Annotated in this window: 25 protein-coding genes, 1 pseudogene and 1 riboswitch; of the genes and pseudogenes, 2 read left to right on the plus strand and 24 right to left on the minus strand. The window is 50.6% G+C overall.

Features of this window, described 5'->3' with window-relative positions:
- Positions 1–27: 27 nt before the first annotated feature.
- From mnhG to CRN96_RS10950, 14 genes and pseudogenes are all read right to left on the minus strand, one after another.
- The gene (gene mnhG / locus CRN96_RS10885) at positions 28–408 is read right to left on the minus strand and encodes a monovalent cation/H(+) antiporter subunit G (protein WP_097042076.1); all 381 of its coding nucleotides are present in this window, start codon (positions 406–408) and stop codon (positions 28–30) included.
- Positions 395–670: a Na(+)/H(+) antiporter subunit F1 gene (locus tag CRN96_RS10890; RefSeq protein ID WP_097042079.1), complete on the minus strand. Its 276-nt coding sequence runs from the start codon at positions 668–670 to the stop codon at positions 395–397. The genes mnhG and CRN96_RS10890 overlap by 14 nt, the downstream gene beginning before the upstream one ends.
- Positions 670–1,146 (minus strand): Na+/H+ antiporter subunit E, encoded by a 477-nt coding sequence (locus CRN96_RS10895; protein WP_097042081.1) that lies wholly within the window; start codon positions 1,144–1,146, stop codon positions 670–672. The genes CRN96_RS10890 and CRN96_RS10895 overlap by 1 nt, the downstream gene beginning before the upstream one ends.
- Before the next feature lie 5 nt (positions 1,147–1,151).
- Entirely contained in the window at positions 1,152–2,636 is a 1,485-nt protein-coding gene (locus CRN96_RS10900) for a Na+/H+ antiporter subunit D (protein ID WP_097042083.1), read from the minus strand.
- On the minus strand, positions 2,629–2,967 hold the full coding sequence (locus tag CRN96_RS10905; RefSeq protein ID WP_097042085.1) for a Na(+)/H(+) antiporter subunit C: 339 nt from the start codon (positions 2,965–2,967) through the stop codon (positions 2,629–2,631). Before CRN96_RS10905 ends, CRN96_RS10900 begins: the two co-directional genes overlap by 8 nt.
- Positions 2,967–3,398: a Na(+)/H(+) antiporter subunit B gene (locus tag CRN96_RS10910; RefSeq protein WP_179647199.1), complete on the minus strand. Its 432-nt coding sequence runs from the start codon at positions 3,396–3,398 to the stop codon at positions 2,967–2,969. The genes CRN96_RS10905 and CRN96_RS10910 overlap by 1 nt, the downstream gene beginning before the upstream one ends.
- Complete coding sequence (locus CRN96_RS10915) at positions 3,395–5,812, minus strand: Na+/H+ antiporter subunit A (RefSeq protein WP_097042087.1); 2,418 nt, start codon at positions 5,810–5,812, stop codon at positions 3,395–3,397. Before CRN96_RS10915 ends, CRN96_RS10910 begins: the two co-directional genes overlap by 4 nt.
- A 309-nt stretch (positions 5,813–6,121) precedes the next feature.
- Positions 6,122–6,508: a PaaI family thioesterase gene (locus CRN96_RS10920; protein WP_097042089.1), complete on the minus strand. Its 387-nt coding sequence runs from the start codon at positions 6,506–6,508 to the stop codon at positions 6,122–6,124.
- On the minus strand, positions 6,505–7,986 hold the full coding sequence (locus tag CRN96_RS10925) for a leucyl aminopeptidase family protein (RefSeq protein WP_097042091.1): 1,482 nt from the start codon (positions 7,984–7,986) through the stop codon (positions 6,505–6,507). Before CRN96_RS10925 ends, CRN96_RS10920 begins: the two co-directional genes overlap by 4 nt.
- A 13-nt stretch (positions 7,987–7,999) precedes the next feature.
- The gene (locus CRN96_RS10930) at positions 8,000–8,320 is read right to left on the minus strand and encodes a YuiB family protein (RefSeq protein WP_097042093.1); all 321 of its coding nucleotides are present in this window, start codon (positions 8,318–8,320) and stop codon (positions 8,000–8,002) included.
- 64 nt (positions 8,321–8,384) lie between these two features.
- Positions 8,385–9,596, minus strand: coding sequence for an NAD(P)/FAD-dependent oxidoreductase (locus CRN96_RS10935; protein ID WP_097042095.1), 1,212 nt, complete (start codon positions 9,594–9,596; stop codon positions 8,385–8,387).
- 133 nt (positions 9,597–9,729) lie between these two features.
- A complete protein-coding gene (locus CRN96_RS10940) occupies positions 9,730–10,089 on the minus strand; it encodes a HesB/IscA family protein (RefSeq protein WP_097042097.1) in 360 nt (119 codons plus the stop codon).
- Between the two features lie 62 nt (positions 10,090–10,151).
- Positions 10,152–10,415: a DUF1450 domain-containing protein gene (locus CRN96_RS10945; RefSeq protein ID WP_425442545.1), complete on the minus strand. Its 264-nt coding sequence runs from the start codon at positions 10,413–10,415 to the stop codon at positions 10,152–10,154.
- Positions 10,416–10,476: 61 nt separating this feature from the next.
- Positions 10,477–10,701, minus strand: a pseudogene (locus CRN96_RS10950) (NifU family protein); the annotation flags it as partial.
- 115 nt (positions 10,702–10,816) lie between these two features.
- Here CRN96_RS10950 and CRN96_RS10955 point away from each other — a divergent pair.
- Complete coding sequence (locus CRN96_RS10955) at positions 10,817–11,101, plus strand: DUF1462 family protein (protein ID WP_097042099.1); 285 nt, start codon at positions 10,817–10,819, stop codon at positions 11,099–11,101.
- Positions 11,102–11,107: 6 nt separating this feature from the next.
- Here CRN96_RS10955 and CRN96_RS10960 read toward each other — a convergent pair whose 3' ends face one another.
- From CRN96_RS10960 to CRN96_RS10980, 5 genes are all read right to left on the minus strand, one after another.
- Positions 11,108–11,650 carry a biotin transporter BioY gene (locus tag CRN96_RS10960; protein WP_097042101.1) on the minus strand — a complete coding sequence of 181 codons (543 nt, stop codon included), beginning with the start codon at positions 11,648–11,650 and terminating at the stop codon, positions 11,108–11,110.
- Between the two features lie 93 nt (positions 11,651–11,743).
- The gene (locus CRN96_RS10965) at positions 11,744–12,061 is read right to left on the minus strand and encodes a cupin domain-containing protein (RefSeq protein WP_097042104.1); all 318 of its coding nucleotides are present in this window, start codon (positions 12,059–12,061) and stop codon (positions 11,744–11,746) included.
- 23 nt (positions 12,062–12,084) lie between these two features.
- A complete protein-coding gene (locus CRN96_RS10970; protein WP_097042107.1) occupies positions 12,085–13,044 on the minus strand; it encodes a 2-hydroxyacid dehydrogenase in 960 nt (319 codons plus the stop codon).
- Between the two features lies 1 nt (position 13,045).
- A complete protein-coding gene (locus CRN96_RS10975; protein WP_097042109.1) occupies positions 13,046–13,804 on the minus strand; it encodes a TIGR01457 family HAD-type hydrolase in 759 nt (252 codons plus the stop codon).
- A 1-nt stretch (position 13,805) separates the two neighbouring features.
- Positions 13,806–14,225 carry a DUF86 domain-containing protein gene (locus CRN96_RS10980; protein WP_097042111.1) on the minus strand — a complete coding sequence of 140 codons (420 nt, stop codon included), beginning with the start codon at positions 14,223–14,225 and terminating at the stop codon, positions 13,806–13,808.
- 87 nt (positions 14,226–14,312) lie between these two features.
- On the opposite strand from CRN96_RS10980, the gene CRN96_RS10985 reads away from it, so the two are divergent.
- Positions 14,313–14,600, plus strand: a complete 288-nt coding sequence (locus tag CRN96_RS10985; protein ID WP_097042113.1) for a DUF3055 domain-containing protein — start codon at positions 14,313–14,315, stop codon at positions 14,598–14,600.
- Between the two features lie 41 nt (positions 14,601–14,641).
- On the opposite strand, the gene CRN96_RS10990 is transcribed toward CRN96_RS10985, so the two are convergent.
- The 5 genes from CRN96_RS10990 to CRN96_RS11010 all read right to left on the minus strand — a co-directional run bounded on the left by CRN96_RS10990 (position 14,642) and on the right by CRN96_RS11010 (position 20,065).
- On the minus strand, positions 14,642–15,064 hold the full coding sequence (locus CRN96_RS10990; RefSeq protein ID WP_097042115.1) for a YutD family protein: 423 nt from the start codon (positions 15,062–15,064) through the stop codon (positions 14,642–14,644).
- A 123-nt stretch (positions 15,065–15,187) separates the two neighbouring features.
- Positions 15,188–16,774, minus strand: a complete 1,587-nt coding sequence (locus tag CRN96_RS10995; RefSeq protein ID WP_097042117.1) for a Na+/H+ antiporter NhaC family protein — start codon at positions 16,772–16,774, stop codon at positions 15,188–15,190.
- A 65-nt stretch (positions 16,775–16,839) separates the two neighbouring features.
- A riboswitch (Lysine riboswitch) is annotated at positions 16,840–17,005 on the minus strand.
- 45 nt (positions 17,006–17,050) lie between these two features.
- Positions 17,051–18,370, minus strand: coding sequence for a bifunctional metallophosphatase/5'-nucleotidase (locus CRN96_RS11000; RefSeq protein WP_097042119.1), 1,320 nt, complete (start codon positions 18,368–18,370; stop codon positions 17,051–17,053).
- A gap of 12 nt (positions 18,371–18,382) precedes the next feature.
- Positions 18,383–19,204: a sulfite exporter TauE/SafE family protein gene (locus CRN96_RS11005; RefSeq protein ID WP_097042122.1), complete on the minus strand. Its 822-nt coding sequence runs from the start codon at positions 19,202–19,204 to the stop codon at positions 18,383–18,385.
- 12 nt (positions 19,205–19,216) lie between these two features.
- Positions 19,217–20,065, minus strand: a complete 849-nt coding sequence (locus CRN96_RS11010) for a DUF72 domain-containing protein (protein WP_097042125.1) — start codon at positions 20,063–20,065, stop codon at positions 19,217–19,219.
- Positions 20,066–20,087 lie beyond the last annotated feature (22 nt).

Consider the following 20,087-nt stretch of genomic DNA (forward strand, 5'->3'; position numbering starts at 1 on the left):
GATGCCAGGGGCATCAAATGTCTTTTTTCATTCTTCCGAAATTCTTTTCAGTTTTTCCTTTTCCCGTTCGATGTCCATCGCATCGCCGAGCTCATCCATCGAAGTGGCTTCATCGAGCTTCACGTTCGTCCTGTAAGCCGAACGGTTGACGGCAAGTGCCGCAAGAGGTGCCGTCATGAGGACGAATATGATCGTCAGGATCAGCTTGAAGTTGAAATCGCCCTGTGTGACCAGAAAGAAGATGACGGCCCCGAACATGATGCTCATCACGCCAAGCGTGGAACTCTTGCCTCCCGCGTGCGTCCTTGTGTAGACATCACGCAGCCTGATGAGGCCGATGGCACTGACGAATATGAAGAAGGTCCCGACTATGACGAAGAAGCTCGTAATGATTTCAGTTATCGTCAATGACCACACCTCTTTCAATGAATTTCGCCATGGCGATCGTTCCGACGAATCCGATGATGGCGACGACTAATGCGATATCGTCATAAACGATGGTCTCCTGAAGCATCATGACCAGGCCGATGATACCGATCAGCATCATGCCAAGTGTATCCAGTGCAAGGATCCTGTCGCTTGTCGTCGGTCCGAGGACCGCCCGGGCGAGTACGATGAGCAGTGATGCCGAAGTCACTATGAGTGCCGCGTATAAAATGATATCGAACATTATTTCGTCACCTCCTTGATCGCTTTTTCAAACGACCCTTTGATTTGTGCGACCATTGCATCCCGGTCATCCACATCGATGGAATGGACATAGATCGTCTTGCCGTCCGCGGAAAAATCCATCGACACGGTTCCCGGTGTCAAAGTGATCAATGCAGCGAGCGTCGAAATTTCCAGCTCCGTCTCCAGGGAAGTGTCCACCGCGATGATGCCCGGCTTATTATTAAGCTTCGGACGGAGTACGACTTTTGCGACATCGATGTTGGCTTTGATCATCTCGATCAGAAATATCCATACAAGCCTTGCGAATGCAATGACCCTCACGAAATAAAAGTCGAACTCCATGAACCTTCTGAGCACGAACAAAAGCAGGAGGCCGATGAGGAATCCGAAAACAAAGTTGGCCATCGTATAACTGTCATTTAAAAACATCCAAATAATCGCTATCAACAAATTAACCATGAATTGAAATGCCATATCATCTACTCCTTAAGTACCGCATCCACATAGTTCGACGGCTCCAGAATCTGCTCTGCGATGTGCAGTGAATATGTGAAGATCGGTTCAGCTGCAAGTCCCAGTATGACTGAGAATGCGACGAGTGGTGCGATCGGTATCAACAGATTGGTCACTGATGTGCTGTACTGGCGATCGGTCAGTTTATTCTCACCCCAGAAGACATATCCGAAGATCTTCATCATGGAGAGGAGTGTCAGGAGTCCGACGAGCAGCGCCACGGCCGAAATGACCCACTGCCCTTCCTGGAAACCGCCCAGGATGATCGGGAACTTACTGAAGAACCCGCTGAGCGGCGGTATGCCTGCAAGTGAAATCGCAGCGATGAAGAACGACCATGTCAGCACGGGGTGCGACTTGATAAGGCCGCCCATCTCCTTGATGTTCGTGGTGCCTGTGATCTTCTCCGTCGCTCCCGCGAGGAGGAAGAGCGCGGTCTTCACGAACATATGGTGGACGATGTAGTAGATCGCTCCGGCCACGGCGAGCGGCGTGAAGATGCCGAGTCCCATGACCATATACCCGACCTGGGATATGATGTGGTAGGACAGGATGCGCTTGAAATCGTACTGCGACACGGCACCGAGCACCCCGAACAGCATCGTGAATCCGGCGACCGTCACAATGAGGCCTTTATGTGTGAACAGCGGTTCATGATAAAAGATCAGCGTGAACACCCGGATGATTGCATAGATTCCGACTTTCGTGAGCAGCCCCCCGAACAGCGCCGCAAGTGCGGCAGGCGGGCCGAAATATGATCTCGGCAGCCAGAAGTACAGCGGGAACAGCGCCCCTTTGGCGGCGAACACGATGAAGAACATCACACCCACCACGGTGAGGATCCCCGGCTGTTCAAGCTGTGCGACCCTCTCGGACAGATGCGCAAAGTTCAGGGTACCCGTGATGGAATAGATCCAGGCGACCGCCATGACGAACAGAGCGGATCCGAAGATGTTCAAAATGACATATTTGAACGACTCACGCAGCTGGTATTTCGTGCCCCCGTTGACGATCAGGACATATGAGGACAGCAGCATGACTTCGAAGAATACGAACAAGTTGAATATATCCCCCGTGAGGAAAGACCCGTTCACCCCGACCAGCAGGAAGAAGTAGAATGGGTAGAAATAATATCTCTCACGTTTTTCCGAAATCGTCCCAAATGCAAAGAACAGACAGGCTGCACCGAGTATGCTCGTTATGAGCAGCATGAGTGCTGCAAGGTTGTCCAGAACGAGCGTGATTCCGTAAGGTGCGGCCCAGTCACCGGCTTCCAGTATGACGGTGTCCTGCTGGTAGGCCATGATTGCCAGGTAAGCCGTCAGGCCCACCATGGCGAGCACACTCACACCACTGATGATTCTCTGTGCCCTGGATTTTTTGGCAAAGAAGACGAGCACCGCTCCGATGATGAATGGAAATATTATAGGTAAAATGATCAAGTTACTCATCTTTCTCTCCTCTCAGGTCGTAAAGATCCACAGTCTTATGTTCCTGATACGTCCGGTATACAAGAACGGATACGAAAGCCGTGACACCGAAGTTGATGACGATCGCTGTCAGGATCAGCGCCTGCGGGAGTGGATCCGCATATGCTTCCGCCTCAAGGAATAACAGCGGCGGTGCACCTCTCTGCAGCCCTGCCATGGTGAACAGTATCAGATGGACACTGTGGGACAAAAGCAGGGTGCCGATGAGCACCCGGATGATGTTTCTTGAGAACATCAGGTAAACGGCTACGGCAAACAATATGCCGATTACTACCGACATTAGTATCTCCATTAAGAATCATCCTCCACTATCGTCAGTATGAATGTCATCGCAGCACCCACAACCAGCAGGTAGACGCCGAGATCGAAGATCAATGCGGTCGTCAGCTCCACCTCTCCGAAGAAAGGCAGCTGGAAGTAGTCGAAGAACTGCTTAAGGTAAGGATAGCCGGCGATCCAGGAAATGATGCCCGTCGCTATGGCAAGCAGCAGCCCTATGCTCATCATATAAGTGTAATTGAACGGCAGCGCTGCTTTGATGCGGTCGATGCCGAACACAAGATAGATGACGAGTATTGCGATGGCGCTCATCAGCCCACCGATGAAACCGCCCCCCGGCGCGTTATGCCCGGAGAAGAAGAGATATATGGAGAAGGTCACGACGATGACCGCAATCAGTCTGATGAAGACGCGGAACATCATATCATTCGGTTCTTTTATCATACATCATCACTCTCCCTGACTTTTAATTTGATCAGTGATACCACGCCTAATGCCGCTATGCCGAGCACGAGCAGCTCAAGCATGGTATCCAGGCCACGGAAATCGACCAGGACGACGTTGACCATATTGTATCCGCCGGCCAGTATTTTGGAATTCTCTATATAGTATTCGGAGATCGCCGCAAGGGACGTCGTCTGTCCGAATGTGAATGCGCTGATCGACACCAACGTCACCATGAGGCCTGCAAGGCCTGCAACGACGATGTTGATCGTCTTGGTCAGCGGTGTGATGTCATCCTTGGTCAGGTTCGGCAGGTGATAGAACACTGCCATGAACAGGAGGACCGAGACGGTCTCGACCATCAGCTGCGTCAGTGCAAGATCCGGCGCCCTGAATACCGTGAATATGAAGGCCACCAGGAAACCGGCGAACCCTGCAAGTATGATTGCAGTCATCCTGTTGTTCACTTTTGGAAGCAGCAGCACCGTGATGACGAGTGCGCCCAGGATGAAGTACATGAATATGTCGATGTCGCTTGCGTTGTCCATGCCGAAGTGGAAGCCTTCGAAACGGAACATCGTATAGAACATTATACCGATGATGAACAGCAGCATATACACCAGGTAATCCCTGAGCATGCCCGTCATCTGGGCGCGAGTGAGCAGCTGTGAGCCTTTGATCAATAAATCATAACCATTGTCATAGGCTGCTGTCATGATATCCCGCTCCCTCTGATAGATGCCGAGCTTCGACCATTTGTCCATCGTGATGTAGACGACGATTCCGAGTGCGACGGCACCTGCGGTCATCATCAATTCCAGGTTGATGCCGTGCCAGTGGTATATATCCACATAGAATGCCGATCCTTCGCTCAAGATGCCCGGCAGTATCGACATCATCGCAGGTTCGATGATCGTATAGGCGAGCATATTCGGGAAGATGCTGATGAGCAGCACTGCAACGGCCAGCACGATCGGACTGATCAGCAGCCCTGCCGGTGCTTCATGGACTTTCTTGACCGGAAGCGCCTCCGGCTTGAATTTGCCCCTGAACGTCCTGAAGAAGATGATCGCACTGTAGGCGAAGGTGAATATGCTTGCGATCCAGGCAACGACCGGCAGGATCATGCCGATCGTATCACCATTCCACATATCGTACTGGACGACATTGGTGATCCCCGTAAAGAACAGTTCTTTACTCAGGAAGCCGTTGAACGGCGGCAGGCCCGCCATCGCTGCAAGACCAATGAATGAAATGGTGGCCGTGACCGGCATGATGGTCATCAGGCCGCCGAGCTTCCTGATGTCCCTTGTACCCGTTTCATGGTCGACGATCCCCGCCACCATGAACAGGCTGCCTTTGAATGTCGCATGGTTGATCAGATGGAACACCGCAGCAAGTATTGCTGTCGTGTACAATGCATTGTCCCCGTCCATATAGTAGAACGCGGCCGACCCCGCACCGAGCAGGCTCATGATCATACCGAGCTGACTGACGGTTGAAAATGCGAGTATCGCTTTTAAGTCCTTCTGTCTCACCGCCGAGACGGCACCCCACAACATCGTGAACACACCGAAGGAAGTGATGATCCAGAACCACTCCGCACCGCCGCCGAATACCGGCGTCATGCGTGCGACAAGGTAGATCCCCGCCTTGACCATGGTCGCAGAATGCAGGTACGCACTGACCGGAGTCGGCGCCTCCATCGCATCCGGCAGCCAGATATGGAACGGAAACTGTGCAGACTTCGTGAATGCACCGAGCAGGACAAGTATCATCGCCGCAAGGAACAGATCATGTCCCAATATGATATCGGCGTTGCCGACCATCTCCCTGATGCTGAAAGTTCCGGCCATCACATAGAGCAGCGAGAAGCCCCCGAGCATTGAAAGTCCGCCGAAGACCGTGATGTACATGGATTTCTGTGCACCGTACACCGATGCTTTCTTCGTATACCAGTAGCTGATCAGCAGTGCTGATGAAATACTTGTAATCTCCCAGAATACATAGAGCACGATGATGTTATCGGAAAGGACCACACCAAGCATTGCGCCCATGAATAACAGTATGTAGACGTAAAAATGGTTCAGCCTTTCTTTCTTGCCGGCCAGATAGAAGATCGAATAGAGGATGACGAGCGTCCCTATCCCGGTGATCAGCAGTGCAAACAACAGGCTCAGGCCGTCGACATACAGATCGAAGTTGATGCCGAGCGACGGCACCCATTCCATCCGCTGCATCTCATCCCGTCCATCGGAAGTCACCGATATGAATGACAGGAAATAGATGAACAGAATGAGTGGCACGACTAATACGAACCAGCCAGTATGGATCTTCCTAATGTATTTGAATAAAAATGGCACCAGTACAGCAAATAAGAAGGGTGCAAGTACTGCAAAATGTAATAAAGTCATCTCTGTTCCCCCAATATCTCTGATAAAGATCATTTCTTTTATTTTCAAGGGCATCCTAAATAAAAAAAAGAAGCCCTCATCAAATAAGACATAGTTATGCCTTGGTGACAGACTCCTCCAGAATTCACTATATTACGCATATAGATTTGATTATGAATTTTCAGTTATCAACAGTCGGGGCCGACTGTCCATTTCTTACAAAAACCATCATAACAAAAAATCCGGTGATTTGTACAATAAAAATGGAATTGAAAGTGTATTGATACTGTTTTTATGAGTTATTTTATACTAATGGGACTCATTACACATTTATCTTTTCTTCTTTACCGCCATGGTGCATCTTGAAACGCATGTGAGGTTGTCGTCATCATCCGTGATGTCTATCTCCCATACCTGTGTGCCCTTTCCCCTGTGGCGCATCCGGGCCGTCGCATAAATCATGCCGTCCCGGACCGTCCTCAAATGATTGGCATTGATCTCCATGCCGAACGTGATCTCATCGTCACCGATCAGCCTTGATGCGCCGACGGATGCCGCCGTCTCTGCGAGCACGACATTCGCCCCGCCGTGTATGAAACCTTTCGTCTGATGCACTTTCGGAGTGATCGGCATGGACATCACCATATGTCCATCCGATTCCTCCACCACTTCGATATTCAAAAACTCAAGCAGGTTCGATGGCTCTTTTCCGGTCATATCAAATCACGCTCCACCGCTTTGATCACTGATCTGATCAGTACACCCGTCGCCCCTTTGGGGCCGTATGCATTCGCCTTCGATTGTGTCGCGGTGCCCGCGATATCAAAATGTACCCATGGGCTGCCATTTGCGAACTGCCTGATGAAACATGCAGCAAAAGATGCCCTGCCGGGCTTTTCGACGTGGTTCACAAGGTCTGCGACCGCCGATGATTTCACTTTCTGCTCTTCTATATCATCAAGCGGCAGCCTCCAGAGCCGTTCACCCGTCTCTTCTGCAAGGTCGAGTATCGGTGCGATGAGATCGTCGCCTTTATTTGTGAATACTCCAGTACGTTCATCACCGATTGCTGCCACCACTGCACCTGTCAGGGTGGCAAAGTCCATGATGACGCGCGGCGAATACTGGGAGGCGTGATGCACTGCATCGCCAAGGACCAGCCTGCCTTCCGCGTCCGTGTTCTTCACTTCAACGGTCTGGCCGCTGAGCGAAGTGAACACATCGTCCGGCTTCATTGCAGCCCCGCTGATCATATTTTCGGCAAGCACGACAGTGGCCACCACATGCACAGGCAGCTCAAGTGCCATGATGCCGTGGATCATGCCGAGGACATTAGCCGCACCGCTCAAATCATACTTCATGCCGGGCATGCCCGTCTTACCTTTGATCGAATAACCGCCGGAATCATATGTGATGCCTTTGCCGACAAGCGCCACCGGCTTCACGTCATATGCCTCCGGATGGCGGTATTCCACCGTGACGAGACGCGGTTTGTTGGCAGAGCCTTTGCCCACGGCCGTGATCAGCCCATACCCCTCATCACTCAAGTCGAATTCGTCCTTGATGTCAATTTTGGTATGCTTGCTGCCTTTGAAGGCCGCGGAGATCTTTTCCGTCATGATTTCCGGTGTCATGAAATTCGGAGGCGTCTCAGAGAACACCCGCGCAAAATTCACGCTTTCCCCGAGTGTCCTGCCGTATGAGACATAATCCTCAACCGGTTCCTTCGACGTAATCATCAATTCGAACCCGGTCAAAAACGGGCTTTCGTCCTGATGCTTTTTACCGGCATATTCGAATATGCTGACATTCGACATGTAGCCGAGCGCTTCGGCAGTCGTCCTCACGTCATGATTGAATGTATCGAACATCAGCGATGCGCTCTCCACCGAGCCCTTTTTCAAATGCTGGAACAGCCGTCCGAACACCTTATGTATCTTGTCGCTTGTAAGCTCCCCGGTCTCCCCGAGACCGATCGCGATCACTTTCTTCACTTCTGTCTGGATCGTCACACCCGTGGATGTGATTTCCCCGAATGCCGTCGATAAAACCCTTTCATCAACAAGGTCACGAAGCCCCCCGTTCAATAATGAATCCACCTCATCGAAATCCGGCAGATTTTCAGGATGCTCCGGCAAACCGATGATGATCGGATCTTTTGAAGCTTCATATCTTTCCTGGAATTTGAAATTCATTATACTTCTCCCCTTAGAACATTTTGTAACCCGCATTCCTCAAATAACGTATCGTGACTCCTGCAAGGACCACTCCGGCAAAACCGCTTCCAAGCATCAGTATATCAGGCAAAGAGAGTCCTGCAAGACCATCATAGGCCGCCTGGAAAGACTCACCCGGACGGGTGAAGTACTGGAAGGTCGATATGCCGTCCATCAAAAGGATGATGACGAAAGGATAGACGATGACCATCAGCCATGTCACCTTCAAAATCATGTTCAGTATAAAGCTGATGCCGTAAAAAAGCACGAAAAATAAAATCATGGAAATGATCAGTTGAATGATAGTTGCCACTTGATTTAAACCTCCAAAAAAACAGGCATGGGCAAGAAACTCGCCCATGCCTGTTCATCACTTTTTATAGAAATTTACCTTTGGAATAAGCTAAGAACGGACCGCCGATTTTAAATACGGCTCTTGTATCGACGACGCGCTTCAGGAATGCTGCCCTGCGGCCTTTGACTTCGCGGCCGAACACCACTCCGATGCCTTCATCCGATCCGAGTGAGCATACCGTGCCCTTATCGTCAAAGCTGAATCCTGCCATTCTTTCGCCGTTGATTTTATCTTTTATGTTTTTGGCAGCGTGGTCGCCCATCTGCATCGCAATCTGTGCAGTTGTCGGCCAAGGCCGGGCATCTTCACCTTCCCCATTCATGACTGCCGCCACATCCCCGATGACGAATACATTGTCGTATCCTTCGATTGTGAGGTCAGGTTTCGTCACGACGCGTCCGCGCTTGGCACCTTCGAATGATTCTTCCATCAGGCTGTTGCCGCGCACACCTGCCGTCCAGATGACACTGTTCGCTTCGAGCTGGGTTTCCTCATCGTTGACTTTCACGACGAAACCATTTTCATTCGCTGCAACGATCGGTGTACCTATTTTGAACTCGATGCCCTTGCTTTCAAGGTAATCGACCGCATACTGGGTCAATTCATCACTGAACATAGGGAGCATCGACGGTGCTGCTTCAACACAGGTGATCTTAACATCCTCATAGTTGATGTTGTACTGATTTGCAAGTGCCGGAATACTTTCAGTCAGCTCACCAAGGAACTCGACACCCGTGAACCCTGCACCGCCGACAAGTATGGAGATGTCGCGGGGATCATTGGACGTCTTATAGTTCGCAAAGTTCCTTTCGATCTCCTGCCTTGCCGCAACGGCCGTCTCTGAATTTGTGATCGTTTCCGCATACTGGTCCATGCCCTCGATGCCGAATGTTTCACTTTCGAAGCCGAGTGCCACCACCAGGATATCGTACTCGAACTCACCCTGGTTCGTTTCAACACGCTGCTCGTCGCGGTGGATGGCCGTCACTTCAGCAGGTACAAATCTGACTTTCTGAGTATTGATGACACTCGTGATTGGATATGCCGCTTCTTCCCAGTGGATTGTACCGGCAGCGACCTGGTGCAGCCATGTTGCTTCATAGTGATACTCATTCTTGTTGATTAAAGTGATATCTGCATCCTGGAAGCTCAGGACCTTCTGAAGTCTGGTCACAGTTGATAACCCAGCATATCCGGCACCGAGCACAAGGATCTTCTTTCTCTCAAAACTCATAATTATAGTCACCTTTTCCTAATAAATTAAAAAACATTATAATTTCATCTATATCAAATAAGATCGCTAATATTAATATCATTATTAATATTAGCGATTAACATATAATATTTCAAGGCTTTTTGATAACTTTTTAACAATCTTCCGGTGCACCTGCATGAGTCTTGGTTCTGAATGAAGCGCCGCAGCCGCATGATAATGAGGCATTCGGATTATCAATCGTGAATCCGCCGCCCATGAGCGACTGCTTGAAGTCGATGACCGTGCCGTTGATCACAGGGGCATCATATTTATCCACGATCACTTTGACGCCGTGGAACTCATACTCTTCATCACGATCGGACTTTTCAAATTCCGCCGCCATGCCGTAAGTCATGCCTGTACAGCCGCCGCCTTCCACTTTGAATCGTAGGTAACCGTCCGCCATATCATTTTTCTCAAGCATATCCTTCACTTCATATGCTGCACTCTCAGTGAGTTCAATCTGAATCATATTATCACCCTCCGTTGTCTCCATTATATAAGAAGTTATTTTATAGCTCAAACTTTCCGTCCTTACAAAAAATCCCACTCGTCTTCAGCCTGTTCCTGACGTTCGACCTGCTTATACACTTTATCCAGAAGCGCCGGAGCGGACTGTGCCCCGACAAGCTGGCCGTTGACGATCGCAAACATGGCTTTTGAGCATATACCGCAATTATTCGTGCACTCATAATCCAGCACATCTATATCGTTGTCCTCATCAAGCTGTCTGAAAACTTCGTCCGACCCCTTCTGCATATTCGCATTGCAGAACTCAACCAGATTCATCGGATACATTCCTGCCCCTCCTTCCATTAAAATAAAAAACCGTTGGGACGTTTAAGCCCCAACGATCAGTTTAGAATACTTGTTCAACTTCAACGAACCCTGGCACTTCTTCGAGCATTGCTCTTTCAATACCTGCTTTAAGTGTGATTGTTGAACTCGGGCATGTACCGCATGCACCGAGCAGACGCAGCTTGACGATGCCGTCCTCCACATCCACCAGCTCACAGTCGCCACCGTCCCTCAGCAGGAAAGGGCGTAACTTCTCTATAACCACTTCGACTTGTTCATACATCGTATCTTGTGTTGTTGCCATTGGTATATTCCTCCAATCATTTGATACAGATTTCAATATACATGTATTATAATAGATTTCACGATAAAAATCCATCATCTTAAAGGAGGATGTTCATATGAAATTTGTCATTAATGTGTACGGCCGGCGGGAAGACGAAAAGTCCACCCTTTATGAAGCACTCCGGACACACCTTCCAGGCATCCGTCCCCATGATGATCTGTTCTTCAACTTCATCGACATCCGGCAGACTGAAAATCTGACGGATCATGATGAGAACCTGATGGAACAGCTTGATGAAGGGGACCTTGGGATCCCGGCGGTCACCGTAAATGATGAAATCGTCTCAGACGGGACTATGGATCCGGCCACGGTCATCAGATGGTTTGAAGCCCGGGAATGACAAACTTCAATGTGCGATCCTCAAAATCCCGCGTGCTTTCAATACACGTGCAAACATCACCGTCAATGTGCCGACGATCAGATCCTTGATGATGAAAGGCACGACCGTCACCATCAGCGCTTCGATGAGCCCGACCGGCGTACCGATGACCATGTTCATGATGAAGGTGAAATATACGATACCGAATATGAAGGTCACAATGAGGGCAAGGTATGTATTGATCAGCGACTGATGGAACGGCTGCCCCTCCCTGACCCCGATCCCCGCAATATAGGCCGCAGGGATGAAGCCGAGGACGAAACCGAAGCTTGGTGACAGGAGTGCACCGATCCCCCCGCTCCCAGCAAACACCGGCACACCAATCAATCCGACGAGCATGTACACCAAAGTCGACAATGCGCCGAGCTTAGAACCGAGTATGAGTGCCGTGAGCAGCACCATCGGCATCTGCAGGGTGAAAGGCACGGGGCCGATGGGCACCCTGATCTGTGCACCGACTGCGATCAATGCTGCGAATAATGCGACGAACACCAAATGTTTTGTTTTCAATGTGATTCCTCCTTGGTTGTTTTTCATATCATACCATGAAAAAAACCTATTGTTAACCTTTTAATTAAAAGGGTTAACAATAGGCTAGGGATCTTAAACAGGCATCCTGTTCATCGTGACGTAAATCGAAGTGCGCGCATCACCATTTTCAAAACCGATCATTTCATCTGCTTCGAGATGGATGACATCTCCTTCCGTCACATTGACCGCTTCATCTTCAATCAAAAATTCACCGTGTCCGGCGAGTACATGTAGATACAGCTCTTTCCCAGGGTGGGTATGCGACTTCATCGTCTGGCCGGGCGTAAAATTCAACATGAACATCGAGCTGTTCCTGTTTTTGAAGATATCGATCTTGGTGAATCGTTCTTCATCGAAAGTCAGGGCGGATCCGACAGTGCTTTTCTCCATGGTCATCTCTCCCTTAAAAAAATTCACTTCACCTCGGTGAGCGGCTGTTCACCTTCGAGTACACGCGTGATGTTATCCACACACAGCTGCACCATGTTATCCCTTGTGGCAACGGAGGCGCTGCCGATATGCGGGAGAAGTGTCATATTGTCCATGCCGATGAACGGATGGTCTTTTGAAATCGGTTCGCCGTCGAAGACATCGAGTGCGGCGGCCGCGATTTCACCGGATTCCACAGCTTCCTTCAAGTCCGCTTCCACGACATGCGCACCGCGTCCGATATTGATGAAATGCGCATGGGGTTGCATTTTATTGAATGCTTCCTTATCGAACTTATACTTCGTTTCATCGGTGAGCGGCGCTGCGCACAGGACAAAATCCGACTGTTCGAGCAATTCATCGAATGACACCAGTTCTGCATCCAGGTCGGCTGCATACTTCGATTCGCTGCGGTTATGGTAGATGACACGGCAGTCGAAGCCCTTCAGGCGCCTGGCGAAAGCTGCACCGATTGCACCCATCCCGAAGATTCCGACCGTCTTGCCGTAGACGTCTGTGCCCGCCATATGATACGGGCTCCATCCCGTCCAGTCGCCGCGCTCCAGTTCACGGTTCGCTTCGATGATCCGGCGTGCCGAAGTGAGCATCAGCGTAAACGCGAGTTCGGCGGTCGTCTCGGTCAGCACTTCCGGTGTATTGGTGATCGTCACACCGTTCTCTGCCGCAGCATCCAGGTCGATGTTGTCGAAGCCGACGGCAAGATTCGAGACGACTTTCAGGTTTTTCGCCGTACCGAACATTTCGGCATCCACTTTCTCGCTGAGCATCGTGAGTGCTGCATCGGCATCCTCCATCTCTTCCAAAAACTTCTCCTTCGGCATCGGATCGCCGGCGCTGTCCCACATGAAAACTTCGAATTTCTCTTTAAGCTGCTTTAAATGTTCTTCTTTGATCTGTCTTGTAACGACCACTTTTTTTGTCATGTCAAATGCTCCATTCTGATAAATTGTTTATGGTATGTGTCGGTAAAACATCTTTTTTCAGTACTTCCTCCGCCGGGCTGACACCTGTATCCACATGTATCGTGTCGATGCCCCCGTTGATCCCGGTCATTATATCCGTGTCATAATTATCGCCGATGAGCGCCACTTCGTGCTTTTCGAGCTTCAGCTGTGCCATCGCACCTTCGAGGATGAATTCATTCGGCTTCCCGATGATCACGGGCTCCACCCCGGTCGTCTCGATCAGCACCTGCTGCAGGGCTCCGTTCCCCGGTACAATACCCTCTTCGGTCGGAAAACGCCTGTCCGGGTTGGTTGCGATGAATCCTGCCCCTTTGCCGATCAGGAGTGCCGCACGCTTAAGCTTCGCATAGTCGATGTCCGGATCGAGGCCCATGATGACAATATCCGCCTCATCTTCTGACAGTGTAAGTCCCGCGTCCTGCAGCATGCTTTTTAAGGATGATGTGCCGATGACGTAGGCGGATGCGCCCCGGTGGTGTGTGCTGATATAGGCGGCCGTCGCCATTGCGGATGTGTACATGTTTTCAGGGGATGTCTCCACGCCCATGGCGATCAGCTTCTGCACCGCTTCTGCCTGCGATTTCGTCGCATTGTTCGTGAGGAAAACATACGGGATACCCTTCCTCTCGAGTTCCGAGACGAACCCGCGTGCCGTTTCGATCAGTTCACTGCCGTTGTACATCGTGCCGTCGAGGTCTATAAGATAGCCTTTGTACATATCATTCACCTTTGAAGGCGGTCACTGCCTGACCGTCATTTTCTGCGAACGCATGAATTCTTGATTTGTACTGCTCATAGGCACCGAGATGTCTTTTGAAATCGGCCTTCATGCTTTCATGGTCGATTGCGGTGTATTCACGGACGAGCGTGTTCCGCCATTCGAAAGTCGCCTTGAAATCATTCTGATCCTCTTCAGGGATCGCGCCTTCGGTCTTCAATATTTCAATCACATCCAGATAACTTCCCGGGTCACGTAAAATGAAGCCGTCGATGATCATATTGCCGACGTCCACCGTCGATTCGATCAGCATATGGCAGATGCGTTCCAGTGCAAAACCTTCGGCATCTTCAAACTCCTTTGTGAGCCTTCCGATATAATCGAGCCTTTCATTGAGTAAATCGCGGTCTACAAAATACAAAGCCTACACTCCTCTACATTCTTTGTGGTCATGATAATATTATGATAGCATAATTTGCAAAGCACAGTAGAAGCGGAGGAAATAATCATGATCGACTTTTTCTTATATGATGACACCGAGGATACACACTCAAGGTACGTCGGATTTGCAGGCGACCACGGCAGATATGACCTTGCAATCGTCCATACGGGCAGATTCTTCGGGAAAGCACTCGTTTTGAACACCCAGAGCAACCGCTTCGGCATCATCGGCACGGATGATCTTAACGAAGAAGGCTACACCGCACACATCCTTGGCCTTGAGCCCGAACAGGGCGAAGAAGTCGAGGACTTTTTAAGGCAGGTCATCGTGACCGGCATGGGGGATATGGAATAAAGGCCGTACGGTTTAAAAAAGAGGACCGGTCTCCCGGCCCTTCATTCTTCCATCTTCTTCAGGGCGGCATAGGTTTTATCCTTCACCTGACCCGCTGACGCCGGGGCATCGCCGGTTTCAGCAGGCGGGTCTTCGGCTGCGGGTCCCCCGTCCTGCACTTCCCCTTCGGTCTCCCTTGCCTTCAGCTCTTCTTTCGTCACTTTTCTGAGGACGAAGTAGGCGCAGCCGAAGTTGCAGTACTCACTCAGGTAATCCTGGATGGCGCTGAATTTCTTATCCCGCTCCACCTTCCTCTTATTGTCACGGTGGAATCCGGTGAGCCTCAGTTTCTCATAACCGATGTCCCCGACGATATAATCATATTTGTTCAGTACCTCGCTGTATTTCGCCTTGAACTGTTCTTCGTCGAATGCATCCCTGTAGTTTTCAATCAGTTCAAAATTCATATGATCTATCGTGATCATGCCCGCTACACCTCTTTCCTTCCTTCATCACCCATGATGCTTCAGTGTTTTCATATTATCATAAAATTCAGACCCATGTATACAGCGTTGAAAAAACCTCTTCCGGCGGAAGAGGTCTTCAAATCATGAAGCAGGTTTTTCTATCGGTTTGTATACCAGTTTTGAAACCAGGACGACAACGCCGAGCAGTGCAGCAATCACTGCAAGTGAGATCCATACACTCGAGGTGATGCCGAGGACGATGTAGCCTGCAAGCGCGATTGCAGCCGACAGCACCGCATATGGCAGCTGTGTCAGCACGTGGGTGATATGGTTGCTTCCCGCACCCGTCGAAGACAGTATCGTCGAGTCGGAGATCGGGGAACAGTGGTCGCCGAAAACCGCACCCGCAAGCACTGCTGCTACAGCCGGGATCAGGAGTTCCGTCTCACCCAGTGAAATCATGATCTCACCAGTGACCGGAATCAATATGCCGAACGAACCCCAGCTCGTCCCTGTGGCCAGTGCCATGATGCACGCCACGACGAAGACGACGCCAAGCAGCATGCCCGCCGGCAGGTTCGATTCCTCGACCATTGCACCGAGCACTTCGCCCGTACCGAGCTGGCTGATCAGATTGCCGATCATCCATGCAAGGGTCAGCACCACCATCGCCGGAAGCATGGCCTTGAAGCCGCTTTTCACACCGAGCCAGATATGGCCTGAACCGAAACGGTCATTGTTTTTTGTATAAGTGAAATAATAATACAGGCTGAGTCCGAGGCCGACGATTCCACCTGCGATCAGGCTGTGTGTCACCAGCGTGTTTTCAAGGACGGAAAATAGATCCCATGAACCCGCTTCAAGTCCGCCGGTGATGAACATCATCACGATGACGGTCACCGCAAGTCCGATCATCGGCACAAGTAGCGCCTTGGCTGAACTGTTGTTCACAGACGGCAGATCTTCATCGACATTGCCCGGCACTTCCCTGCCGTGGTCAATGACTTCACCGTCGACGATCGCACGCCTTTCCTGCTCCCTCATCGGACCGATGTCAAAGCGCATCAGTATGACGATGAACATCATGGCAATCGCCGTGATCACATAGAAATTCATCGGAATCATGTAAAGGAATGCCTGGAACGGCGAAATGGATGTGAGACCCGCCGCAAGCAGCAGCGGTGCGACAAGCCCCATGATGCCCGCACCCCAGCTTGAGACCGGCGCGATCACAGAGACCGGGGACGCCGTCGTATCCACGTAATATGCAAGTTTTGCACGGGATATCCTGTGCTTATCCGTAAGCGGCCTTGCAACCTGGCCGGTGATCAGGGCGCTGAAATAATCATCTATGAAAACGATGATGCCGAGAAGTCCCGTTGCAAGCCCGGCGCTCCGCCTCGTACTGAATTTATCCAGTGCCCAGCCGGTGAACGCCTTCGCACCGCCGGACATGTTCATGAAAGCGGTCATGATGCCGAGCATCGTCAGGAATATCAGTATGAACGCTTCCCAAGTATTGATGCTGCCATCATCTATGAAGATGCCGATAAACGCCTCCCATAGAAGCCCGAGTGTTTCCATGATGCTTCCGCCCGCAACGACGATTGCCGACGTGATGATGCCCGCACCCAGGCTGATGCCGACTTTACGGGTCAACAGGACGAGGACCAGTGTCAGAAGCGGCGGTATCAGCGGCATGTATTCCCATGCTAAAAAGCTCTCCATTGAATTTTCCTCCTAAAATATAAAAAAGTCACGTGAGGCAGTAATGCGCCACGTGACAAAATATGTATCCGTGTAGCGCATCATAATAATGACAGTACCCGGCCTGTTAAGCCTGGTCCCAGGGGGTTTTTCCGCCAAAAACCCCCTTCGGCCGCCATTCCTTTCAGGATGACTCCAACGCATGCCTGCTCGTCATCCATACTGATAATGGTTGCAACCTCTACTTTTCTATTCGATTAACATTCATATTATAGCATAAAAGTTTTAAACGGCAAGCTACAGATCGTCACTGTAGCGCTTGACGATATCCCTCAGGAAATCGGGCATCATATAAGTTTTCCTCGAGGATTTGAAATGCGGGAAGATGCGGCCGAATGTGTACATGTCGAGCGTACCTATGGTGTATTTCGCATGATCCCTGACCCGTTTTCCGCCGACGAAATATTCCCGCTTCGATTGGATGTAGCCGATGTTATCCGTCACGAAACTGCCGAAGATGTCACCCCTGAAGCCCATGCCCCGCACCACTTCATCGCGGAACTCATTGCGCATGGACTGCCTCAATATGTCCTTCAGTTCACGCCCGGTGACTTCTATCCTCACTGCATTGATCGGATGGGGCAGCACTTTATGGAGCTCGTAGTCCGTCAATGTGCCGCCTTCGAAATTTTTGGCGATCAGCCCTGTGTGCACAATGCTTACATCGGTGTCCGTGAATTTTCGGATCATCCCGGCGAGCCGTGTGATGAAGCGGCTTGTATGGTACAGGTGCCTCGGTATCGGCAGGGCATTCCATTGTATGACCCTCTCCCGCATCAAGTCCCTGCCATATTCATAGTAGGGATCATCGATATGTGCAAGCAGATCCGTCTCGATCAGGCGTGCAGATTTCCGGACGAGCTTCCCGCCTTCAAAGTTCAGCGTGACTTCGCCGATATAGTCCCCGAACCTGCCCGCCGCCCCGATGAGCACCGGCCCGACCCGCTCGCCTTTGTCGAAATGATGGTGTGTATGCGAGCCGAGGATGATGTCGATTTCAGGGAAGCGGATCGCGATCGTCTCGTCGTCGTACTTCCCGAGGTGGCTCATCAACACGATGCAGTCCACCCTGCCCGACAGCTGGTCCACACATTTCTCCACCCATTCGAAAGCATCGGAGACATTCCAGCCGAGCGCTTTATAGAAGGGCGTGAATTCGACGGTGAGCCCGATGAATCCGAATTTTATGCCGTTGATCTCCTTGATCACATACGGCTCGAAGTAAGGTTCCCGTTCGCCGCTCTCAAGCAGGTTTGCACACACCACATCAAATCCGGCTCCGTCATACAATGATTTCAGATCATCGATCTCAAGGGTGATCCCCTCATTATTGCCGAGTGTGGCGACATCGCACCCCGCCTGATTCAAAAGGTCGATGTTCCCCTTTCCGAGCGTCGCTTCCGTATAAGGGTGCGATCGGTCGACGTGGTCCCCGAGATCCACATACATCATTCTTTCCTTATATCTTTTTTTCTGGTGGAGCAGATAGTTCTTTATCTTCAAGTAATTATAAAGATGACTGTGGATATCATTCGTATGAAAGAGCTTTATTTCCATGATGTCACTCTCCTATAGAAAAGATTGTATAATCATATATATACCGAGCAGCAACAGCACCGTCCTAAGGACGGCGACCACCGTATCAGAATCGAATCTCTGATTGAGGGATACACCGATTTTCGCACCGACGAATGCGGAAGGCACGAGGAAGAGGGTATGCAGGAAGTTGACGTTGCCCTGCAGCAGATGGCCGGTTGCAGAAGACAGTGCACCGAAAAAGACGAGCAGCATGCTTGTGCCGATCGCGATGGATGCCGGCATGCGGAACAGTATCAGCATCATCGGGGTCATGATCGCACCGCCGCCGATGCCGAACAGGCCTGCCGTAAGGCCCGCGATGAAGCTTCCGATGATCGCGATATACGGCGGGAAGCCGTAATGGTAGACGTTACCCATGTTGTCCACATGCGGCCGTACATACCGCTCATCCTGAAACATGCTGAGGGGTTTGATGCGGTCCCTCACGATCAGGATCACACTCAGCAGTATGAGGAACAGTCCGAAATAGAGCTTGAAGCTCTCGGTCGTGAACAGGCCGCTCAAGTACGCCCCGGCAAGGGCCCCCGGGATGATGCCGGCCATGAATAAAAACCCGTTCTTGCGGTCGACCTGGTTGCTCCGCCCGTAGGACATCAGCGCCGAAAGCCCGATGAAGATCAGCACCATGCTCGAAGTGCCGACTGCAGACTGGGGGGTGACATTTGAAATGATGTCATTATCTATACCAAAAAAGATCAACAGGGGCACTATGATGACGCCCCCGCCGATACCGACCAGTGAACCCAAAGCAGCTGCAGACAGTCCGATTAATATCAATATTAGATATTCCATATGCACTACCCCTTAAAATAATCTCAATTGTTTTGGTGACAATCCAGTATATTTGATTCCCATCATCTCTATGAAATCCTGTGCATTGCCGCTTGCATGTCCTCCGGAGTTGTTGTTGAAGACGATATAGATGTCCTTCGTCTTATGTCTGAGGATTTCAACCTGCCGCTTCAGCCATTCAAGCTCTTCTTTGCTGTAGTCGTAGAGGTAGCGGACATTCCGCCATTCTTCCTGGGTGAGGTCCTTCTGCGTCCAGCCGTGGGCATTGCGTCCATGCAGGCGGATGAATGCCGTCTCATCCGTCACCCGGTTGACGAATGGTATGCTTCCGATACCTGCCTGAGGTTCATCGCATATGCTGTGGATGATGTCGTTGTCATGCAGGAAGGACAGTGTCTCTTCCTTGAATTCACTTTTAAACCATGTCTGGTTCCTGAATTCGACCGCCACCTTGAATGGTTCGAGCATCGTTTTTGCGAATTTCACGTAACGGATGTTCTCTCCCGTGCAGTCGAACCACGGCGGGAACTGCAGCAGGACGAAGCCGAGTTTGTTTTGTTCCGCCATAGGGTATAACATATCCTTGAACGCTTTGAACACTTCCCTGATTGAGGCATAGTGGGACCTGTAATCACTGTGACCGGTCATGTATTGATGCGCCTTGACGATGAATTTGAATTCCTTCGGCGTCTCGCTGCACCATTTCTCGACCACGGAGGTCCGCTGGATGGCATAATAAGTCGCATCCAGTTCAACTATCGGGAAGAAACTGGAATATGTAGTCAATTTATCTTTTTTATTCGTCAGGCCGGTGTACAGATCATCGTGGTCTCCCCAGCCCGTCAATCCTATATATATCATCAAATCACCTTACTGGTATTTT

Source organism: Salinicoccus kekensis (genome assembly GCF_900220995.1).
GTDB classification, from domain to species: Bacteria; Bacillota; Bacilli; order Staphylococcales; family Salinicoccaceae; genus Lacicoccus; species Lacicoccus kekensis.

Coding starts and splice junctions, on each gene's coding strand:
- CRN96_RS11005 (WP_097042122.1), bottom strand. CDS start 19,204: ATGGAATATCTAATATTGATATTAATCGGACTGTCTGCAGCTGCTTTG.
- CRN96_RS10990 (WP_097042115.1), bottom strand. CDS start 15,064: ATGATCACGATAGATCATATGAATTTTGAACTGATTGAAAACTACAGG.
- CRN96_RS11000 (WP_097042119.1), bottom strand. CDS start 18,370: ATGGAAATAAAGCTCTTTCATACGAATGATATCCACAGTCATCTTTAT.
- CRN96_RS10935 (WP_097042095.1), bottom strand. CDS start 9,596: ATGAGTTTTGAGAGAAAGAAGATCCTTGTGCTCGGTGCCGGATATGCT.
- CRN96_RS10955 (WP_097042099.1), top strand. CDS start 10,817: ATGAAATTTGTCATTAATGTGTACGGCCGGCGGGAAGACGAAAAGTCC.
- CRN96_RS10945 (WP_425442545.1), bottom strand. CDS start 10,415: ATGTATCCGATGAATCTGGTTGAGTTCTGCAATGCGAATATGCAGAAG.
- CRN96_RS10895 (WP_097042081.1), bottom strand. CDS start 1,146: ATGGCATTTCAATTCATGGTTAATTTGTTGATAGCGATTATTTGGATG.
- CRN96_RS10920 (WP_097042089.1), bottom strand. CDS start 6,508: ATGACCGGAAAAGAGCCATCGAACCTGCTTGAGTTTTTGAATATCGAA.
- CRN96_RS10985 (WP_097042113.1), top strand. CDS start 14,313: ATGATCGACTTTTTCTTATATGATGACACCGAGGATACACACTCAAGG.
- CRN96_RS10890 (WP_097042079.1), bottom strand. CDS start 670: ATGTTCGATATCATTTTATACGCGGCACTCATAGTGACTTCGGCATCA.
- CRN96_RS10925 (WP_097042091.1), bottom strand. CDS start 7,986: ATGAATTTCAAATTCCAGGAAAGATATGAAGCTTCAAAAGATCCGATC.
- CRN96_RS10910 (WP_179647199.1), bottom strand. CDS start 3,398: ATGATAAAAGAACCGAATGATATGATGTTCCGCGTCTTCATCAGACTG.
- CRN96_RS10995 (WP_097042117.1), bottom strand. CDS start 16,774: ATGGAGAGCTTTTTAGCATGGGAATACATGCCGCTGATACCGCCGCTT.
- CRN96_RS10970 (WP_097042107.1), bottom strand. CDS start 13,044: ATGACAAAAAAAGTGGTCGTTACAAGACAGATCAAAGAAGAACATTTA.
- CRN96_RS10940 (WP_097042097.1), bottom strand. CDS start 10,089: ATGATTCAGATTGAACTCACTGAGAGTGCAGCATATGAAGTGAAGGAT.
- CRN96_RS10915 (WP_097042087.1), bottom strand. CDS start 5,812: ATGACTTTATTACATTTTGCAGTACTTGCACCCTTCTTATTTGCTGTA.
- CRN96_RS10905 (WP_097042085.1), bottom strand. CDS start 2,967: ATGGAGATACTAATGTCGGTAGTAATCGGCATATTGTTTGCCGTAGCC.
- CRN96_RS11010 (WP_097042125.1), bottom strand. CDS start 20,065: ATGATATATATAGGATTGACGGGCTGGGGAGACCACGATGATCTGTAC.
- CRN96_RS10900 (WP_097042083.1), bottom strand. CDS start 2,636: ATGAGTAACTTGATCATTTTACCTATAATATTTCCATTCATCATCGGA.
- CRN96_RS10975 (WP_097042109.1), bottom strand. CDS start 13,804: ATGTACAAAGGCTATCTTATAGACCTCGACGGCACGATGTACAACGGC.
- CRN96_RS10965 (WP_097042104.1), bottom strand. CDS start 12,061: ATGGAGAAAAGCACTGTCGGATCCGCCCTGACTTTCGATGAAGAACGA.